Consider the following 18,642-nt stretch of genomic DNA (forward strand, 5'->3'; position numbering starts at 1 on the left):
GGGGCCGAGGGGGGCGCAGCTCCGCGCCGTTTGCTCGTGACGGGTCGCAGCGCTTTTGGCAATGTACCAAGTTGAACCGCAGCACGGCGCTGACGTCCGTGACGTCCGGCGTTCAAAGATTCTCCTATGCCCCATAGTCCACGTTACCGCGTGCTGGAGGTGCTGCACCAGGGTGCGGACACGATACTCTACCGCGCGCGGCGCGACGAGGACGGCCGGCCGGTGGTGCTCAAGGCACTGCGGCGCGACCACGCCAGCCCCCGCGCACTCGGCAGGCTCCAGCACGAGCTCGAGGTCGCGACGGCGCTCGCTTCGCCGGTCGTCGTTCGGGCCTACGGGATCGAGCCGTTCCGCGACCAGATGACGCTGGTCCTCGAGGACTTCGGCGGGCGCTCGCTCGACCGGCTGCTCGATGACGACGGGCCGATGCGCCCGATGCGCCCGATGTCGATCGAGCGCTTCTTCCCCCTCGCCCTGCGCCTCGCCGCCGCGCTCGCCGAGCTCCACCGACACCACGTCATCCACAAGGACATCAAGCCTCAGAACCTCCTCTACAACCCCGACACCGGCGAGGTGAAGATCACCGATCTCGGCATCGCCTCCCTCTCCTCCCGCGGGGCACAGGAGCTCGCGCACGACGGGCTCATCGAGGGCACGCTCGCCTACATGGCGCCGGAGCAGACCGGCCGCATGAACCGCCGCGTCGACGAGCGGACCGACCTGTACTCCCTCGGCGTCACCTTCTACGAGTTGCTGACTGGCACCCTGCCCTTCCACGCCAGCGACCCCGTCGCGTGGGTCTATTGCCACATCGCCCAGGCGCCGCGGCCGCCTCACGCGCTCGTCCCCTCGATTCCACCCCAGCTCTCCGCCGTCGTCCTCAAGCTGCTCTCCAAGGCCGCCGAGGAGCGTTACCAGAGCGCCCTCGGCCTGCGCCACGACCTCGACACGTGCTTTTCCCAGCTGCGCCGGCGCGGCGCCATCGACCCCTTCCCGCTCGGGCTGCGCGACGTCTCCGATCGGTTCCAGATCCCGCAGCGGCTCTACGGCCGCGAGCGCGAGATCGAGGCCCTGCGCGCCGCGTTCGAGCGCGTCGTCGCGAACGGCCGGCCAGAGCTCCTCCTCGTCTCGGGCTATTCGGGGATCGGCAAGTCCTCGCTCGTCGCCGAGCTGCACGGGCCCGTCGTGCGCGAGCGCGGCTCCTTCCTCTCCGGCAAGTTCGATCAGCTCAAGCGCGACGTCCCCTACCGCCCCTTCCTTCACGCCTTCCGGGGCCTCGTGCAGGAGATCCTCGGCGCCAGCGAGCAGCAGCTCGAGCGCTGGCGAGAGCGCCTCCGCGAGGCCCTCGGCGCGAGCGGCGCGCTGCTCACCGACATGCTCCCGGAGCTCGAGCGCCTCCTCGGCCCACAGCCCCCCGTGCCCGAGCTCCCGCCCGCCGAGGCCCAGAGCCGGCTGCTCGCCGCGCTCCAGCGCTTCGTCGCCGCCTGCGCACGGAAGGAGCACCCCGTCGCCCTCTTCCTCGACGACCTGCAATGGGCCGACCCCGGTAGCCTCCTCTTGCTCGAGCAGCTCGCCACCCTCGCCGGCGACGCGCACCTCCTGCTCATCGGCGCTTATCGCGACAACGAGGTCGGCCCCGCGCACCCGCTCCGGCTCACGCTCGCCGAGGTGCAGAAGCGCGGCGCGACCGTCGGCGACATCGTCCTCGAGCCGCTCTCCGCCGCCCATGTCGGTGCGCTCGTCGCCGAGGCGGTCCACGCGGCCGAAGCAGAGGTCGAGCCGCTCTCGCAGCTCGTCCACGAGAAGACCGGCGGCAACCCCTTCTTCGTGCTCCAGTTCCTCATCACCCTGCACAACGAGGGGCTCATCACCTTTGATGCGGATGAGGGCGCATGGCGGTGGGACATCGCCGCCATCCGCGACAAGGGCTTCACCGACAACGTCGTCGAGCTGATGGCCGGCAAGCTGGAGCGGCTCTCGGTCCCGACGCGCGACGCCCTCAAGCTCGCCGCCTGCCTCGGCGGCAGCGTGGACCTCGACACCCTCGCGATCGTCGCGCGAAGGCCGGCGGAAGAGCTCCGCGCGGCGCTCGAGGAGGCCGTCCGGGAGGGGCTGCTGCTCCGCCGGGACAGCGCCTATCGCTTCCTCCACGACCGGGTGCAGCAGGCCGCTTATTCGCTCATCCCGCCCGGACAGCTCGCCGAGGTGCACCTCCGGATCGGTCAGCTGCTCTTGAAGGCGCAGCGCGCCGAAGAGCGCGAAGAGGCGCTCTTCGATGTCGTCGGCCACCTCAACCGCGGCGCCGCGCTCCTCCGTTCCCAGGCCGAGCGCGACGAGCTCGCCGCCCTCAACCTCCGCGCCGGCAGGAAGGCCAAGGCCGCCGCCGCCTACCAGTCCGCCGACGCCCTCTTCGCCGCGGGCATGGCCCTCCTCGCGGATGAGCCCCGGGAACGGTGGGAGACGCAGTACGCGCTGACCCACGCCCTGAGCTTCGAGCGAGCGCGCTGCGCGTACATCCTCGGCAACTTCAATGAAGCCGAGCGGCTGCTCGAGGAGCTCACGGATCGCTCGATGACCAAGATCGAGAGGGCCGCCGTCGTCGAGCTCGCCGTCGCCTTGCACGTGACCCGCGGGCAGAGCGCCCGCGCTGTGGAGATCGGTCTCTCCTTCCTGCGCTCTTACGACATCCATCTGCCAACCCACCTCACCGACGCGCGCATCGACGAAGAGACCGAGAGCGTATGGAAGGCCCTGGGCGACCGGGCGATCGAGGGCCTCGTCCACCTGCCCCCCATGACGCACCCGGAGATCAAGATCGCGATGAGCATCTTGAAGAGCGTGTCCGTCGCTGCGTATTTCGTGGACCAGAACCTGCATCACCTGATCCTCGAGCGCATGGTCACGCTCAGCCTCCTCCATGGCAACGCCGAGAGCTCCGCCCATGCGTACACCGCCTTCGCGCGGGTGCTCGGCCCGCGGTTCGGGAGATACAAGGAGGCTTACCTGTTCGGCAAGCTCGGCTACGACCTCGCGGAGAAAAGCGAGGACCTGGCCGCGAAGCCCACCGTGATCTTCCTGTTCGGGCAGCTGACCGTCTTCTGGACGCGCCATTACAGAGAGACCTACCCCTACAACCGCCTCGGCTTCAACGCCGCCGTGGAATGCGGCGATCTGAACAACGCGTGTTACCATTGCGTCTGGGCGTCGGTGTTCCCCCTGCTGTGCGGGGAGCCGCTGGAGGACGTCCTCCGCCTGACCGAGGAGCGCCTCGGCTTCGTGCGCAAGGCCGGCTACGCGTTCATCCATGGCATCCTCCTCAGCGGCCGGTACCTCATCCAGACGCTGCGCGGCAGGCCTGTCCATTACGCGATGCTGGACGGCTCCGAGCTGGATCAGGAGGCCTTCGAGGCGCGGCTTCCTCCGGGATCCTCGTACGGGGCTCATAGCTTGTACTACAGCCTGAAGGCGCAGGCGCTGTTCCTCCTCGGCTCTCCCAGGGAGGCGCTCGCGGCGTCGACCCGTGTCGTCGTCGATTACGACTGGAGGATGGACGCGGGCGCCGAGATCCCCGAGACCTTCTATGTTCACGCGCTCGCGCTCGCCGCGGCGGCCGACGACGCGCACGAGGCGACCTCGCCAGAGCGGGAGCTCCCCGGAGGGCTCCTCGCGTGCGAGCGGCAGCTCGGCGAGTGGGCCGCGAGCTGCCCCGACAACTACCTCCACAAACACACGCTGGTCCGCGCCGAGATCGCCCGGCTCCTCGGGCGCGAGATCGAGGCCATCCGGCTCTACGAGCAAGCCATCTCGTCGGCGCAAGAGGGGGGCTTCGTCCAGCACGAGGCCATCGCCAGCGAGCTCGCCGCCCGCTTCTACCTCGACCGCGGCCTGTCCACGCCCGCCGTCGCCCACCTGCAGCGGGCGCGCGCCGCCTACTTCCGCTGGGGCGCCCACGCCAAGGTCGAGCAGCTCGACCAGCGGTATCCCTTCCTCGTCGAGCGAAAGCCGATCGCCCCCACCGTCACCTTCGCCGTGCGCGCCGAGCAGTTCGACGTCCTCTCTGTCGTCAAGGCCTCTCAGAGCATCTCCGGAGAGCTCAAGCTCCCCCGCCTGCTCGAGACGCTGCTGCGCATCGTGGTCGAGCACGCGGGCGCCGGAGAGGGGGTTGCGCTCCTGGTCCGGGAAGATCGCGTGTCGACCGCGGCGGCGATCACCGCGTCGGGGAGCGCCGCGCGGCTGCTCGACGCGGGCGAGGCCCTGGCGGCGCTGCCGCAATCCATTCTCAACTATGTCCTCCGCAGCCACGAGCGCGTGCTGCTCGACGACGCTTCCGGGCGGCACCCGTTCTCGGAGGACGGGTATTTCACCCGGAAACGGCCGAGATCGGTGCTGTGCCTCCCGATCGTGCGGCAAACGCGGCTGCTCGGCCTGCTCTATCTGGAGAACAACCTGGTCACCGGCGCGTTCACCTCAGGGCGGCTCACCGTGCTCGAGCTGCTCGCCTCGCAGTCGGCCATCTCGCTCGAGAACGCCATGCTCTATACCGACATCGAGCAGGAGAACGCCGAGCGGCGCCGGGCGGAGCGCGAGCTCCGCGAGAGCCAGGCCACGCTGCAGGCCATCGTCGACAACTCCGCTGCCGCCATCTACCTCAAGGATCGCGACGGCCGGTACCTGCTCGTCAACCGTCAGGTGTGCCGCGGCCTCGGCATCCCGACAGAGCAGATCCTCGGAAAGACGAGCGCCGAGCTCTTGCCTGCCACTGCCACCGCGACCATCGACGAACACGACCGGCGGGTGCTCGACGCGGGCGTGCCGCTGGAGTTCGAGGAGGAGGTGATGATGAGAGAGGGCGAGCCGCGCACCTACCTGTCCCTCAAGTTCCCGCTCGGCGAGAGCGTCATGCCCGGCGTGCTGTGCGGCATCTCCACCGACATCACCGAGCGCAAGCGGGCCGAGCTGGCCGAGCGCTTCCTCGCCGAGGCGAGCCGCAAGCTCATGGCCCTCGGCTACGGCGCCACCCTCGAGAGCGTCGCGCAGCTCGTCGTGCCCGAGCTCGCCGACCGGTGTGTCATCGACGTGGACCTCGCCCAGGACGCCCCGGGGCGGGCGGTCACCGCGGGCGTGCCGGCCGAGCTCGCAGGCGCGGTGACGGACGCCCTGCGGCCCCTTTCGGCGAGCTCTCTGGATCACGCCGAGGAGGGCGACCTCCGCGTCGCGCCCCTCCTCGATCCGCTCGGCGTTCACTCCTTCCTCCGCGTCCCGCTCCTCGCGCGCGACCGGCGCTTCGGCGTCATGACCCTGCTGGCGGCCGCGCCCCGGCGCCGCTACGGCCCTGCCGACCTGTGGCTGGCCCAGGAGCTGGCGAGCCGCGCGGCGCTCGCCCTCGACAACAGCCGCCTGTTCGCCGAGGCCCAGCAGGCGATCGAGCGCCGCGACGAGTTCCTCCTCGTCGCATCCCACGAGCTCAAGACACCGCTCACCTCGCTCACGATGCAAGCCCACCTGCTCGCCCGGCTCCTGCCCCGCCTCCAGCGCGCCGAGGTCGCTCCGGAGCGCATCGACGCCGCCATCCAGCTCCTCAACCGCCAGATCGCGCGCCTCGGCCACCTGGTCAACGAGCTGCTCGACGTCACCCGCCTCAGCGCCGGCCAGCTCACCCTCGCGCGCGCGCCCGTCGATCTGGCGGCCCTGGCGCGCGATGTCGTCGAGCGGATGCAAGAGCAGCTCACCGACGCCCGCTGCCGGACCCAGCTCGAGCTGGAAGGGCCCGTGGTGGGCGACTGGGACGCTTTCCGCATGGAGCAGATCCTCATCAACCTCCTGTCCAACGCGCTCAAATATGGCGCGGGGGCGCCCATTCACGTCGTCGTGCGCAGCCTGGAAGGCCGCGCGGTGCTCATCGTCCGCGATCATGGCATGGGCATCGCGGAGACCGACCAGGCCAGGATCTTCGAGCGCTTCGAGCGCGCCGTCTCCGTCCGCAACTTCGGCGGCCTCGGCCTCGGCCTCTACATCGTGCGGTGGATCGTCACCTCCCACGGCGGCACCATCCGCGTCGAGAGCAAGCCAGGCGCCGGCGCCGCGTTCATCGTCGAGCTGCCTTTGCGCTCGCCGGACGCGGAGACGGACGTCCAGGGCGCCTTCCTCCCGCAGGCGTAGGCGCGCGCTGCGTGCCCACACCCCGGCTTCGGCCTCAGCGGGCGCTGACGCGCCGCCGTTTGCCCGTGACGGGTCGCAGTGCTTTTGGCAGTGTACCGAATTGAACCGCAGCACGCCGCTGACGCCCCGGGTTCAAAGATCCTCCTATGCCCCATAGTCCACGTTACCGCGTGCTGGAGGTGCTGCACCAAGGTGCGGATACCATCCTCTACCGCGCGCGGCGCGAGGAGGACGGCCGACCGGTGGTGCTCAAGGTCCTGCGGCGCGACCACGCGAGCCCTCACGCCCTCGGCAGGCTCCAGCACGAGCACGAGGTCGCCAGAGCGCTCGATACGGCGGTCGTCGTCAGGCCCTACGCGATGGAATCGCTGGGCGACCAGGCCGCGCTGGTCCTGGAGGACTTCGGCGGCCGCTCGCTCGACCGGCTGCTCGATGGCGACGGGCCGATGCGCCCGATGTCGATCGAGCGCTTCCTCCCCCTCGCCCTCCGCCTCACCGGCGCGCTCGCCGAGCTCCACCGGCGGCACGTCATCCACAAGGACATCAAGCCCCAGAACCTTCTCTACAACCCCGACACCGGCGAGGTGAAGATCACCGATCTCGGCATCGCCTCCCTCTCGCCACGCGAATCCCAGGACCTCGTCCACAACAGCCTCATCGAGGGGACGCTGGCCTACATGGCGCCGGAGCAAACGGGCCGGATGAACCGATGGATCGACGAGCGGACCGACCTGTACTCCCTCGGCGTCACCTTCTACGAGATGCTGACTGGCGCTCTGCCCTTCCAGGCCAGCGACCCCGTCGCGTGGGTCTATTGCCACATCGCCCAGGCGCCGCGGCCGCCTCACGCGCTCGTCCCCTCGATTCCACCGGTCCTGTCCGAGGTCGTGCTCAAGCTGCTCTCCAAGGCCGCCGAGGAGCGCTACCAGAGCGCGCTCGGCCTGCGCCACGACCTCGACGCGTGCCTCGCGAGGTGGCGGGCGAGCGGCGATATTCAGCCCTTCGCGCTCGGTGAGCGCGATCTCTCGGACCGGTTCCGCGTCCCGCAGCGGCTCTACGGCCGCGAGCGCGAGATCGAGGCGCTGCTCGCCGCGTTCGAGCGGGTGGTGGCGCAGGGTCGGCCTGAGCTCGTGCTCGTGTGCGGGTACTCGGGTATCGGCAAGTCGTCGCTCGTCGCCGAGCTGCACAGGCCCGTCATTCGCGAGCGCGGCTTCTTCCTCTGCGGCAAGTTCGATCAGACCGCGAGGGATGTCCCCTACCGTGCTTTCCTTCAGGCGTTCCGGGCGCTGTTTCAGGAGATCCTCCGCGCGAGCGAGGAGCAGCTCGAGCGCTGGAGAGAGCGCCTCCGGGAGGCCCTCGACCAGGACGGCAGGCTGCTCGCCGACGTGCTCCCCGAGATCGAGCGGCTCCTCGGCCCGCAGCCGCCTGTGCCCGAGCTCCCGCCCGCCGAGGCCCAGGCCCGGCTGCACGCGGCGCTCCAGCGCTTCGTCGCCGCGTGCGCCCGGAAGGAGCACCCCATGGCGCTCTTCCTCGATGATCTCCAGTGGGCCGACGCGGCCAGCCTCCTCTTGCTCGAGCACCTCGCCACCCATGCCGGTGGCGCGCACCTCCTGCTGATAGGCGCCTACCGGGACAATGAAGTGGGCCCAGCGCACCCGCTCCGGCTCACGCTCGCCGAGGCCCGACGACGCGGCGCCGCCGTCTCCGAGCTCGTCCTCGGGCCGCTCTCCGCCGCCCACGTCGGGGCGCTCGTCGCCGAGGCGGTCCACGCGCCCGAAGCAGAGGTCGAGCCGCTCTCGCAGCTCGTCCACGAGAAGACCGGCGGCAACCCCTTCTTCGTGCTCCAGTTCCTCATCGCCCTGCACGAAGAGGGGCTCATCGCCGTCGACGCAGAGCGGCGCATGTGGCGGTGGGATATCGCCGCGATCCGCGACAAAGGGTTCACCGACAACGTCGTCGAGCTGATGGCGGGCAAGCTGAACCGGCTCTCGGTCCCCACGCGCGACGCCCTCAAGCTCGCCGCGTGCCTCGGCCCCCCCCTCGACCTCGACACCCTCGCGCTGCTGGCGCACCGTGGCCCGGCGGAGCTCCGCGACGCGCTCGAGGAGGCCGTCCGGGAGGGGCTGATCCTCCGCCAGGGCAACGGCTATCGATTTCTCCACGACCGGGTGCAGCAGGCCGCGTATTCGCTCATCCCGGCAGAGCAGCTGGCCGAGGTGCATCTCCGGATTGGCCAGCTCCTCTGCCAGGGGGGGCGCCCGGAGGAGGGCGACGAGGCGCTCTTCGACGCCGTCGGCCACCTCAACCGTGGCGCCGCGCTCCTCCGTTCCCGGGCCGAGCGCGACGAGGTCGCCGCGCTGAACCTCCGCGCCGGCAGGAAGGCCAAGGCCGCGGCGGCCTTCCAGTCCGCCGCCGCGCTCTTCGCCGCGGGCCTCTCCTTGCTCTCGCCGGACTCCTGGGAGACGCAGCACGAGCTGACCTACGGCCTGACCTTCGAGCGCGCGCACGTCGCGTACATCACCGGCGCCATCGACGACGCCGAGCGGATCCTCGGAGAGCTCGAGGATCGCGCGAGGACCAGGAGCGAGACGGCCGCCGTCGTCCAGCTCGTCATCACGCTGAAGGTCACCCGCGGGCAATACGCCCGCGCGGCGGAGATCGGGCTCGCGTGGCTCCGCACCTACGACATCGATCTTCCCTTCCTGCCCACCGACGCGCAGCTCGAAGAGGAGACGAAGAGCGTCTGGCAGGCCCTGGGCGACCGGGCGATCGAGGACCTGATCCACCTGCCCCCCATGACGCACCCTGAGATCAAGGCCACGATGAGCGTGCTGCTGGGCGCTGGCATCCCCGCATCCTTCGTGAACCCGAGCCTGCCCTTTCTCATCGTCCTGCGCATGGTCCAGCTCAGCCTGCGGCACGGCAACGCCGAGAGCTCCCCTCACGCGTACACCTTCTTCGCGAGGATGTTCGGCCCGACGCTCGGGCGATACCAGGAGGCCTATCGGTTCGGCAAGCTCGGCTGCGATCTCGCGGAGAGGAGCGGCCTTCTCACCACGAAATCGACGACGTTCACGACCTTCGGACAGCACGTCGTCTTCTGGACACGCCACTACCGAGAGACGACTCCGTACTCGCGCGCCGGCTTCAGCGCCGCGGTCGAGTCGGGCGATCTGAACCACGCGTGCTTCAACTGCACGTGGGACGCGCTGTTCCGGCTGCTCTCTGGAGAGCCGCTGGAGGACGTGATCCATCAGGTCGACGAGCGCCTCGGCTTCGTGCGCAAGGCCGGTCACGCGTTCGCCTACGGCATCCTCCTCGGCGCACACGGCATGGTCCAGATGCTGCGAGGGAGGCCGGTTCGCTTCTCGATGCTCGATGGATCCGAGCTGGATCCGCCGGCCTTCGAGGCGCGGCTCGGCGAGGGGGTGCTGCAAAATGTTCAAAGCTTCTATCACCAGCTGAAGACCCAGGCGCTCTTCGTGCTCGGCTCTCCCGGAGAGGCGATCGAGATGGCGGCCCGCGCGACGCTCGAGCATGGACATGGGATCGTGCCGACCGCCCTCGTCGCCGAGAACTTCTATTATTCCGCGCTCGCCGTCGCGGCGCTTGTCGACGCACCGCACGCGGCGCACGCGGAGCGGGAATCCCCGCTGCAGGAGCTGCCCGAGCAGCTGCTCGACTGCGAGCGGCGGCTCGGCGAGTGGGCCAGGAACGGCCCCGACAACTTCCTCCACAAACACACGCTGATCCGCGCCGAGATCGCCCGGCTCCGCGGGCACGAGCCGGAGGCCATCCGGCTGTACGAGCAGGCCATCGCGTCGGCGCAAGAGGGCGGCTTCGTCCAGCACGAGGCCATCGCCTGCGAGCTCGCAGCCCAGTTCTACAACGCGCGCGGCCTCGCCACGCCGGCCGACGCTTACCTGGAGAAGGCCCGCGCCGCCTATTTTCGCTGGGGGGCGCACGCCAAGGTAGATCAGCTCGACCAGCGCTATCCCCACCTCGCCCCGCGCAAGCCGATCGCGCCCACCGTCACGTTCGCCGTCCGGGCCGAGCAGTTCGACGTCCTCTCCGTCGTCAAGGCCTCTCAGAGCATCTCCGGAGAGCTCAAGCTCTCGCGCCTCCTCGAGACGCTCTTGCGCATCGTGGTCGAACACGCCGGCGCCGAGGAGGGCCACGTGCTCCTGGTCCGGCAAGATCGCGTGTCGGCCGCGGCGGCGATCGCCGCGTCCGGCGGCGCGGCTCGGCTGCTCGACGCGGGCGAGGCGCCAACCACCGAGCTGCCGCAGTCCATCCTCAATTACGTTCGGCGGAGCCACGAGCGCGTGCTGCTCGCCGACGCCTCCGCCAGACACGCGTTCTCGGAGGACGCGTATTTCGCGCGCAAGCAGCCGCGATCGGTGCTGTGCATCCCGATCGTGCACCGGGCCCGGCTGCTCGGCCTGCTCTACCTGGAGAACAGGCTCATCACCGGGGCGTTCACCCCCGGGCGGCTCAGCGTGCTCGAGCTGCTCGCGTCGCAATCGGCCATCTCGCTGGAGAACGCCATGCTGTATGCCGAGGTCGAGCGGGAGAACGCCGAGCGGCGGCGCGCAGAACAGGCGCTGAAGACCAACCAGGCGACTTTGCGGGCCATCGTCGACAACTCGGCCACGGCCATCTACGTCAAGGATCACGAAGGCCGGCTCCTGCTCGCCAACCGGCACGTGGGCGCCATCATGCGCATGCCGATCGAGGCGATCGTCGGCAAGACGCTCGCCGAGCTCTTGCGTTCTCCGGTCGCGGACCCCCTGAACGACCACGACAGGAAGGTGCGCGAGGCGGGCGCGCCGATGGAGTGGGAGGAGGAGCTGCCGCTGGAGGACGGGCTGCACACCTTCCTGTCGCTCAAGTTCCCTCTCGGCGAGGAGGTCATGCCCGGCGCGCTCTGCGGCATCTCCACCGACATCACGGAGCGCAAGCGCGCCGAGCTCGCCGAGCGCTTCCTCGCCGAGGCGAGCCGCAAGCTCATGGCCCTCGGCTACGGCACCACGCTCGACAGCATCGCGCAGCTCGCCGTGCCCGAGCTGGCCGATCAGTGCGTCATCGACGTGGGCGTCGCTGACGGCGACGCGGGACACGCGGTCACGGCGGTCACCGCGGGCGTGCCGGACGACCTCGCAGGCGCGGTGATGGAGGCGCTGCGGCCCCTGGCGGCGAGCTCGCCGGACCACCCCGAGGTGGGCGATGTCCGCGCCGCGCCCCTCCTCGAGCGGCTCGGCATTCACTCCTTCCTCCGCGTTCCGCTCCTCGCGCGCGACCGGCGCTTCGGGGTCATGACCTTGCTGGCGACCGCGCCCCGACCCCGCTATGGCTCTTCCGACCTGCGGCTCGCCGAGGAGCTCGGGTTCCGCGCGGCGCTCGCCCTCGACAACAGCCGCCTGTTCGCCGAGGCCCAGCAGGCGATCGAGCGCCGGAACGAGTTCCTCCTCGTCGCCTCGCACGAGCTCAAGACGCCGCTCACCTCGCTGAAGATGCAGGCCCACCTGCTCGAGCGGCTGCTGCCCCGCTACCGGCGCGCTGAGATCTCGCCGGAGCGCATCGACGCCGCGCTCCAGGTCCTGAGCCGACAGATCGCGCGCCTCGCCCACCTGGTCAACGAGCTGCTCGACGTCACCCGCCTCAACGCCGGACGGCTCACCCTCTCGCGCGCGCCGTTCGATCTGGCGGCCCTGACGCGCGAGGTCGTCGAGCGGATGAGACAGCAGCTCGCGAGCGCGCGCTGCCGCGCCGAGCTCGATCTGGAAGGGCCCGTGGTCGGGGACTGGGATGCTTCTCGGATGGAGCAGGTCCTCATCAACCTGCTCTCCAACGCGATCAAGTACGGCGCGGGGGCCCCCGTTCACGTCGTCGTGCGCGGCGAGGGCGATCGCGCGCGGCTCGTCGTCCGCGATCACGGCATGGGCATCGCCGAGGCCGATCAGGCCAGGATCTTCGAGCGCTTCGAGCGCGCCGTCTCCGTCCGCAACTTCGGCGGTCTCGGACTCGGCCTTTACATCGTGCGGTGGATCGTCACCTCCCACGGCGGCACCATCCGCGTCGAGAGCAAGCCGGGCGCGGGCGCCACGTTCGTCGTCGAGCTGCCTTTGCATGCGGCGGAGGCAGAGACGGACGGCCAGGATGCCCTGCTCCCGCAGGCGTGAGCGCGCGCTCCGCGCTGCGTGCTCGCTACCCGACTGCGCCTCGGCAGATCCCTTTCCGTCCCCGCTATCGCCGGCCATGAACGACGGCGGCGCCGCCGGCGAACCGGCGCGAGAGCGCGGCGCCGTTTGCTCGTGACGAGGCGCACCGCTTTTGCCAGTGTAGCGAGTTGAGCCGCAACGCGTCGCTGGCGCCTCGGTTTTCAAAGCTCTTCCTATGCCCGATAGTCCACGCTACCGCGTGCTGGAGGTGCTGCACCAAGGTGCGGATACCGTCCTTTACCGCGCGCGGCGCGAGGAGGACGGCCGGTTGGTCGTGCTCAAGGCCTTGCGGCGCGACCACGCGAGCCCCCGCGCGCTCGGCAGGCTCCAGCACGAGCTCGAGATCGCCAGAACGCTCGATTCACCCGTCGTCATCAAGGCCTACGGCATCGAGCCGTTCCGCGATCAGATGACCCTGATCCTCGAGGACTTCGGCGGCCGCTCGCTCGACCGGCTGCTCGATGACGACGGGCCGATGCGCGCGATGCGCCCGATTCCGATCGAGCGCTTCTTCTCGCTCGCGCTCCGCCTCGCCGCCGCGCTCGCCGAGCTCCACCGACACCACGTCATCCACAAGGACATCAAGCCCCAGAACCTTCTCTACAACCCCGACACAGGCGAGGTGAAGATCACCGATCTCGGCATCGCCTCCCTCTCGGCACGCGAGGCCCAGGAGCTCGCGCACGACGGGCTCATCGAGGGCACGCTCGCTTACATGGCGCCAGAGCAGACGGGCCGCATGAACCGCCGCGTCGACGAGCGGACCGACCTCTACTCCCTCGGCGTCACCTTCTACGAGATGCTGACTGGCGCCCTGCCCTTCCAGGCCAGCGATCCCGTCGAGTGGGTCTATTGCCACATCGCCCAGACGCCGCGGCCGCCTCACGCGCTCGTCCCCTCGATCCCACCGGTCCTGTCCGAGGTCGTGCTCAAGCTGCTCTCCAAGGCCGCCGAGGAGCGTTACCAGAGCGCCCTCGGCCTGCGCCACGACCTCGACACGTGCTTCTCACGGTGGCAGGCGAGCGGCTCCATTCAGCGCTTCCCGCTCGGACAGCGCGATCTCTCCGACCGGTTCCAGGTCCCGCAGCGGCTCTACGGCCGCGAGCGCGAGATCGAGGCGCTGCTCGCCGCGTTCGAGCGCGTGGTCGCGAACGGCCGGCCAGAGCTCGTGCTCGTCTCGGGCTACTCGGGCATCGGCAAGTCCTCGCTCGTCGCCGAGCTGCACAGGCCCGTCGTGCGCGAGCGCGGCTGCTTCCTCGCCGGCAAGTTCGAGCAATTCAAGCGCGACGTCCCTTACCACGCCTTTCTCCAGGCGTTCCGGGCGCTCTTGCGGGAGCTCCTTGGCGCGAGCGAGGAGCAGCTCGAGCGCTGGCGAGAGCGCCTGCGCGAGGCCCTCGGCCAGGACGGCAGGCTGCTCGCCGACGTGCTCCCCGAGCTCGCCCTGCTCCTCGGCCCGCAACCCCCCGTGCCCGAGCTCCCGCCCGCCGAGGCCCAGAGCCGGCTGCTCGCCGCGCTCCAGCGCTTCGTCGCCGCCTGCGCCCGGAAGGAGCACCCCATGGCGCTCTTCCTCGATGATCTCCAGTGGGCCGACGCGGCCAGCCTGCTCTTGCTCGAGCAGCTCGCCACCTATTCCGGCTCCGAGCACCTCCTGCTGATAGGCGCCTACCGCGACAACGAGGTCGGCCCCGCGCACCCGCTCCGGCTCACGCTCGCCGAGGTGCAGCAGCGCGGCGCCGCCGTCTCCGAGCTCGTCCTCGCGCCGCTCTCCGCCGCCCACGTCGGGGCGCTCGTCGCCGAGGCGGTCCACGCGCCCGGAGCAGAGGTCGAGCCGATAGCGCAGCTCGTCCACGAGAAGACCGGCGGCAACCCCTTCTTCACGCTCCAGTTCCTCATCACCCTTCACGAAGAGAGGCTCATCACCTTCGACGCCGAGCAGCGCGCATGGCGCTGGGACATCGCCGCCATCCGCGACAAGGGGTTCACCGACAACGTCGTCGAGCTGATGGCCGGCAAGCTGAACCGGCTCTCGGCCCCTGCGCGCGACGCGCTCAAGCTCGCCGCGTGCCTCGGCAGCAGCCTCGACCTCGAACCCCTCGCGGTGGTCGCGGGCCGTCCGGCGGAGGAGCTCCGCGAGGCGCTCGACGAGGCCGTGCGGGAGGGGCTGCTGCTCCGCCGGGGCTCTGGGTATCGCTTCCTCCATGACCGCGTGCAGCAGGCCGCGTATTCGCTCATCCCGGCGGAGCAGCTCGCCGAGGTGCACCTCCGGATCGGCCAGCTGCTCTTGAAGGAGCAGCGCGCCGGAGAGCGCGAGGACGCGCTCTTCGACGTCGTGAGCCACCTCAACCGCGGCGCCGCGCTCCTCCGTTCTCAGGCCGAGCGCGACGAGCTCGCAGCGCTGAACCTCCGCGCCGGCAGGAAGGCCAAGGCCGCAGCGGCCTTCCAGTCCGCCGCCGCGCTCTTCGCCGCGGGCCTCTCCGTGCTCGGGCTGGCCTCCTGGGACACGCAGCACGCGCTGACCTACGATCTGACGCTCGAGCGCGCGCACGCCGCGTACATCACCGGCGGCTTCGACGAGGCCGAGCGGCTCCTTCAAGAGCTCATGGAGCGCGCGAGGACCAGGACCGAGACGGCCGCCGCCGTCGAGCTCATCGTCACGCTCCGCATGATCCGCGGGCAATCGGCCCGCGCCGTGGAGATCGGGCTCTCGTGGCTCCGCACCTGCGACATCGATCTTCCGCGCCTCCCCACCGACGCGCAGCTCGAAGAGGAGACGAAGAGCGTCTGGCAGGCCCTGGGCGACCGGGCGATCGAGGACCTGCTCCATCTGCCCCCCATGACCGACCGGGAGGTCAAGCTGACGATGGGTGTGCTGGAGGGCGCGGGCATCGCGGCGTCCTTCATGACCCCGAACCTGTACTTTCTCATCTTCCTGCGCATGGTCCAGCTCAGCCTGCGCCACGGCAACGCCGAGAGCTCCGCTGTCGCGTACACGTCGTTCGCGAGGATGTTCGGCCCGAGGTTCGGGCGATACAAGGAGGCCTATCGGTTCGGCAAGCTCGGCCACGACCTGGCGCAGCGGAGCGGCCGCCTCACCACGAAATCGATGGTGTTCACCACCTTCGGACACCATGTCGTCTTCTGGACACGCCACTACCGGGAGACGACCCCGTACGGGCGCGCCGGCTTCGGCGCCGCGGTCGAGTCCGGCGCGATGAGCATGGCGTGCTTCAACTGCGTATGGGACGCGCTGTTCCACCTGCTCTCCGGCGAGGCGCTCGAGGACGTGCTCCGCGAGGTCGACGAGCGCCTCGGCTTCGTGCGCAGCGCGGGTTTCGCGTTCGCGCACGGCGCCCTCCTCAGCGCCCGCGCCACGATCCAGGCGCTGCGCGGGCGGCCGGTCCGCTTCGCGATGCTCGACGGCTCCGAGCTGGATCGTCCGGCCTTCGAGGCGCGGCTGCAGGAGGGAGCGCTGGAGACGACGCGCGAGTTCTATTACAGCTTGAAGGCGCAAGCGCTCTTCGTGCTCGGCGCGCCCAGGGAGGCGCTCGAGGCGGCGACCCGCGTCGTCACCGAGCAACCCTTCTGGAACCAGCCGCACGCGCTCATGGCCGAGAGCTTCTATTACCTCGCGCTCTCGCTCGCGGCCCTCGTCGACGTACCGCACGCACCGCACGCACCGCACGCGGAGCGGGGTTCCCCGGCGCGTGAGCTGCCCGAGCAGCTGCTCGAGTGCGAGCGGCAGCTCGGCGCGTGGGCCAGGAGCGGCCCCGACAACTTCCTCCACAAACACGCTTTGATCCGCGCCGAGATCGCCCGGCTCCGCGGGCAGGACCTGGACGCCATCGGGCTCTACGAGCAGGCCATCTCCTCGGCGCGCGAGGGCGGCTTCGTCCAGCACGAGGCCATCACCTGCGAGCTCGCCGCCCGGCTCTACCGCGATCGCGGCCTGTCCACGCCAGCCGACGCTTACCTGCAGAAGGCCCGCGCCGCCTATTTCCGCTGGGGCGCCCACGCCAAGGTCGAGCAGCTCGACCAGCGGTATCCCTTCCTCGTCGAGCGAAAGCCGATCGCCCCCACCGTCACCTTCGCCGTCCGCGCCGAGCAGTTCGACGTCCTCTCCGTCGTCAAGGCCTCTCAGGGCATCTCCGGTGAGCTCCAGCTCCCGCGCCTGCTCGAGATGCTCCTGCGCACCATGGTCGAGCACGCGGGCGCCGAGCAGGGGTGCGTCCTCCTTGTCCGGGGTGAACGCCTCTCCAGCGCGGCGATCGAAGCGCCGAGGGGCGCGGTCCGGATGCGCGACGCGGGCGAGGCGCCTTCGGCCGCCCTGCCGCAATCCATCCTCAACTACGTTCGCCGCAGCCACGAGCGCGTGCTGCTCGACGACGCCTCCGCCAGACACCCGTTCTCGGAGGACGAGTATTTCACCCGGAAACGGCCGAGATCGGTGCTGTGCCTCCCGATCGTGCGGCAAACGCGGCTGCTCGGGCTGCTCTACCTCGAGAACAACCTGGTCACCGGCGCGTTCACCGCAGGGCGGCTCACCGTGCTCGAGCTGCTCGCCTCGCAGTCGGCCATCTCGCTCGAGAACGCCATGCTCTATTCCGACATCGAGCAGGAGAACGCCGAGCGGCGCCGGGCGGAGCGCGAGCTCCGCGAGAGCCAGGCCACGCTGCAGGCCATCGTCGACAACTCCGCCGCGGCCATCTTCCTCAAGGATCGCGAGGGTCGGTATCTGCTCGTCAACCGCCAGGGTAGCGACGTCGCCGGCCTGCCGAGCCATCGGCTCCTCGGAAAGACCGACGCCGAGCTCTTGCCTGCTGCGCTCGCCGAGATCATCGGCGATCACGATCGGCGAGTGATCGAGTCGGGCGAGCCGCTCGAGTTCGAGGAAGAGGTGATGATGGAGGACGGGCCGCACATCTTCCTGTCGCTCAAGTTCCCTCTCGGGGATGACGTCATGCCCGGCGTGCTGTGCGGCATCTCCACCGACATCACCGAGCGCAAGCGCGCCGAGCTCGCCGAGCGCTTCCTGGCCGACGCGAGCCGCAAGCTCATGGCCCTCGGCTACGGCGCCACCCTCGAGAGCGTCGCGCAGCTCGCCGTGCCCGAGCTCGCCGACCGGTGCGTCATCGACGTGGACCTCACCCAGGACGCCCCGGGGCGGACGGTCACAGCGGGCGTGCCGGCCGAGCTCGCGGGCGCCGTTGTGGACGCGCTGCGGGCCCTGGCAGCGACCTCGCCGGACCGCCCCGAGGTGGGCGACGTCCGCGCCGCGCCGCTTCTCGAGCCGCTCGGCGTTCACTCCTTCCTCCGCGTCCCGCTCCTCGCGCGCGACCGGCGCTTCGGCGTCATGACCCTGCTGGCGGCCGCGCCACGGCGCCCCTACGGCCCCGCCGACCTGTGGGTCGCCGAGGAGCTCGGGCTCCGCGCCGCGCTCGCCCTCGACAACAGCCGCCTGTTCGCCGAGGCCCAGGAGGCGATCGAGCGCCGGAACGAGTTCCTCCTCGTCGCCTCGCACGAGCTCAAGACACCGCTCACCTCGCTCACGATGCAGGTCCACCTCCTCGCCCGGCTCCTGCCCCGCGTCCAGCGCGCCGAGGTCGCTCCGGAGCGCATCGACGCCGCGATCCAGGTCCTGAGCCGCCAGATCGCGCGCCTCGCCCACCTGGTCAACGAGCTGCTCGACGTCACCCGCCTCAACGCCGGCCGGCTCACCCTCTCGCGCGCGCCCGTCGATCTGGCCGCCCTGACGCGTGAGGCTGTCGAGCGAATGAGGCAGCAATTCGCGGACGCCCGCTGCCGCATCCAGCCCGATCTGGACGAGCCCGTGGTGGGCAACTGGGATGCTTCTCGCGTGGAGCAAGTCGTCATCAACCTCCTGTCCAACGCGATGAAGTACGGCGCAGGCGCCCCCATTCACGTCGTCGTGCGCGGCGAGGGCGATCGCGCGCGGCTCGTCGTCCGCGATCACGGCATCGGCATCGCCGAGGCCGATCAGGCCAGGATCTTCGAGCGCTTCGAGCGCGCCGTCTCCGTCCGCAACTTCGGCGGCCTCGGCCTCGGCCTCTACATCGTGCGGTGGATCGTCACCTCCCACGGCGGCACCATCCGCGTCGAGAGCGCGCCGGGCGCGGGCGCTGCCTTCATCGTCGAGCTGCCTTTGGATGCGGTGGAGGCAGAGACGGACAGCCAGGGCGCCCCGCTCCCGGAAGCGTAAGAGGGCGCTGTGTGCTCACTACCCGACTGCAGCCTCAGCCGGCGC

Annotated in this window: 3 protein-coding genes; all 3 read left to right on the forward strand. The window is 70.3% G+C overall.

Annotation, left to right across the window (positions count from 1 at the left end):
* Positions 1 to 126 precede the first annotated feature (126 nt).
* The 3 genes from WMF45_RS30530 (at position 127) to WMF45_RS30540 (ending at position 18,597) form a co-directional block, all read left to right on the forward strand.
* On the forward strand, positions 127 to 6,159 hold the full coding sequence (locus WMF45_RS30530) for an AAA family ATPase (protein ID WP_437708496.1): 6,033 nt from the start codon (positions 127 to 129) through the stop codon (positions 6,157 to 6,159).
* Positions 6,160 to 6,305: 146 nt separating this feature from the next.
* Complete coding sequence (locus WMF45_RS30535; RefSeq protein WP_437708497.1) at positions 6,306 to 12,341, forward strand: AAA family ATPase; 6,036 nt, start codon at positions 6,306 to 6,308, stop codon at positions 12,339 to 12,341.
* A gap of 214 nt (positions 12,342 to 12,555) precedes the next feature.
* Complete coding sequence (locus tag WMF45_RS30540; protein WP_437708499.1) at positions 12,556 to 18,597, forward strand: AAA family ATPase; 6,042 nt, start codon at positions 12,556 to 12,558, stop codon at positions 18,595 to 18,597.
* Positions 18,598 to 18,642 lie beyond the last annotated feature (45 nt).

Source organism: Sorangium sp. So ce448 (genome assembly GCF_051520915.1).
GTDB classification, from domain to species: Bacteria; Myxococcota_A; Polyangia; order Polyangiales; family Polyangiaceae; genus Sorangium; species Sorangium cellulosum_B.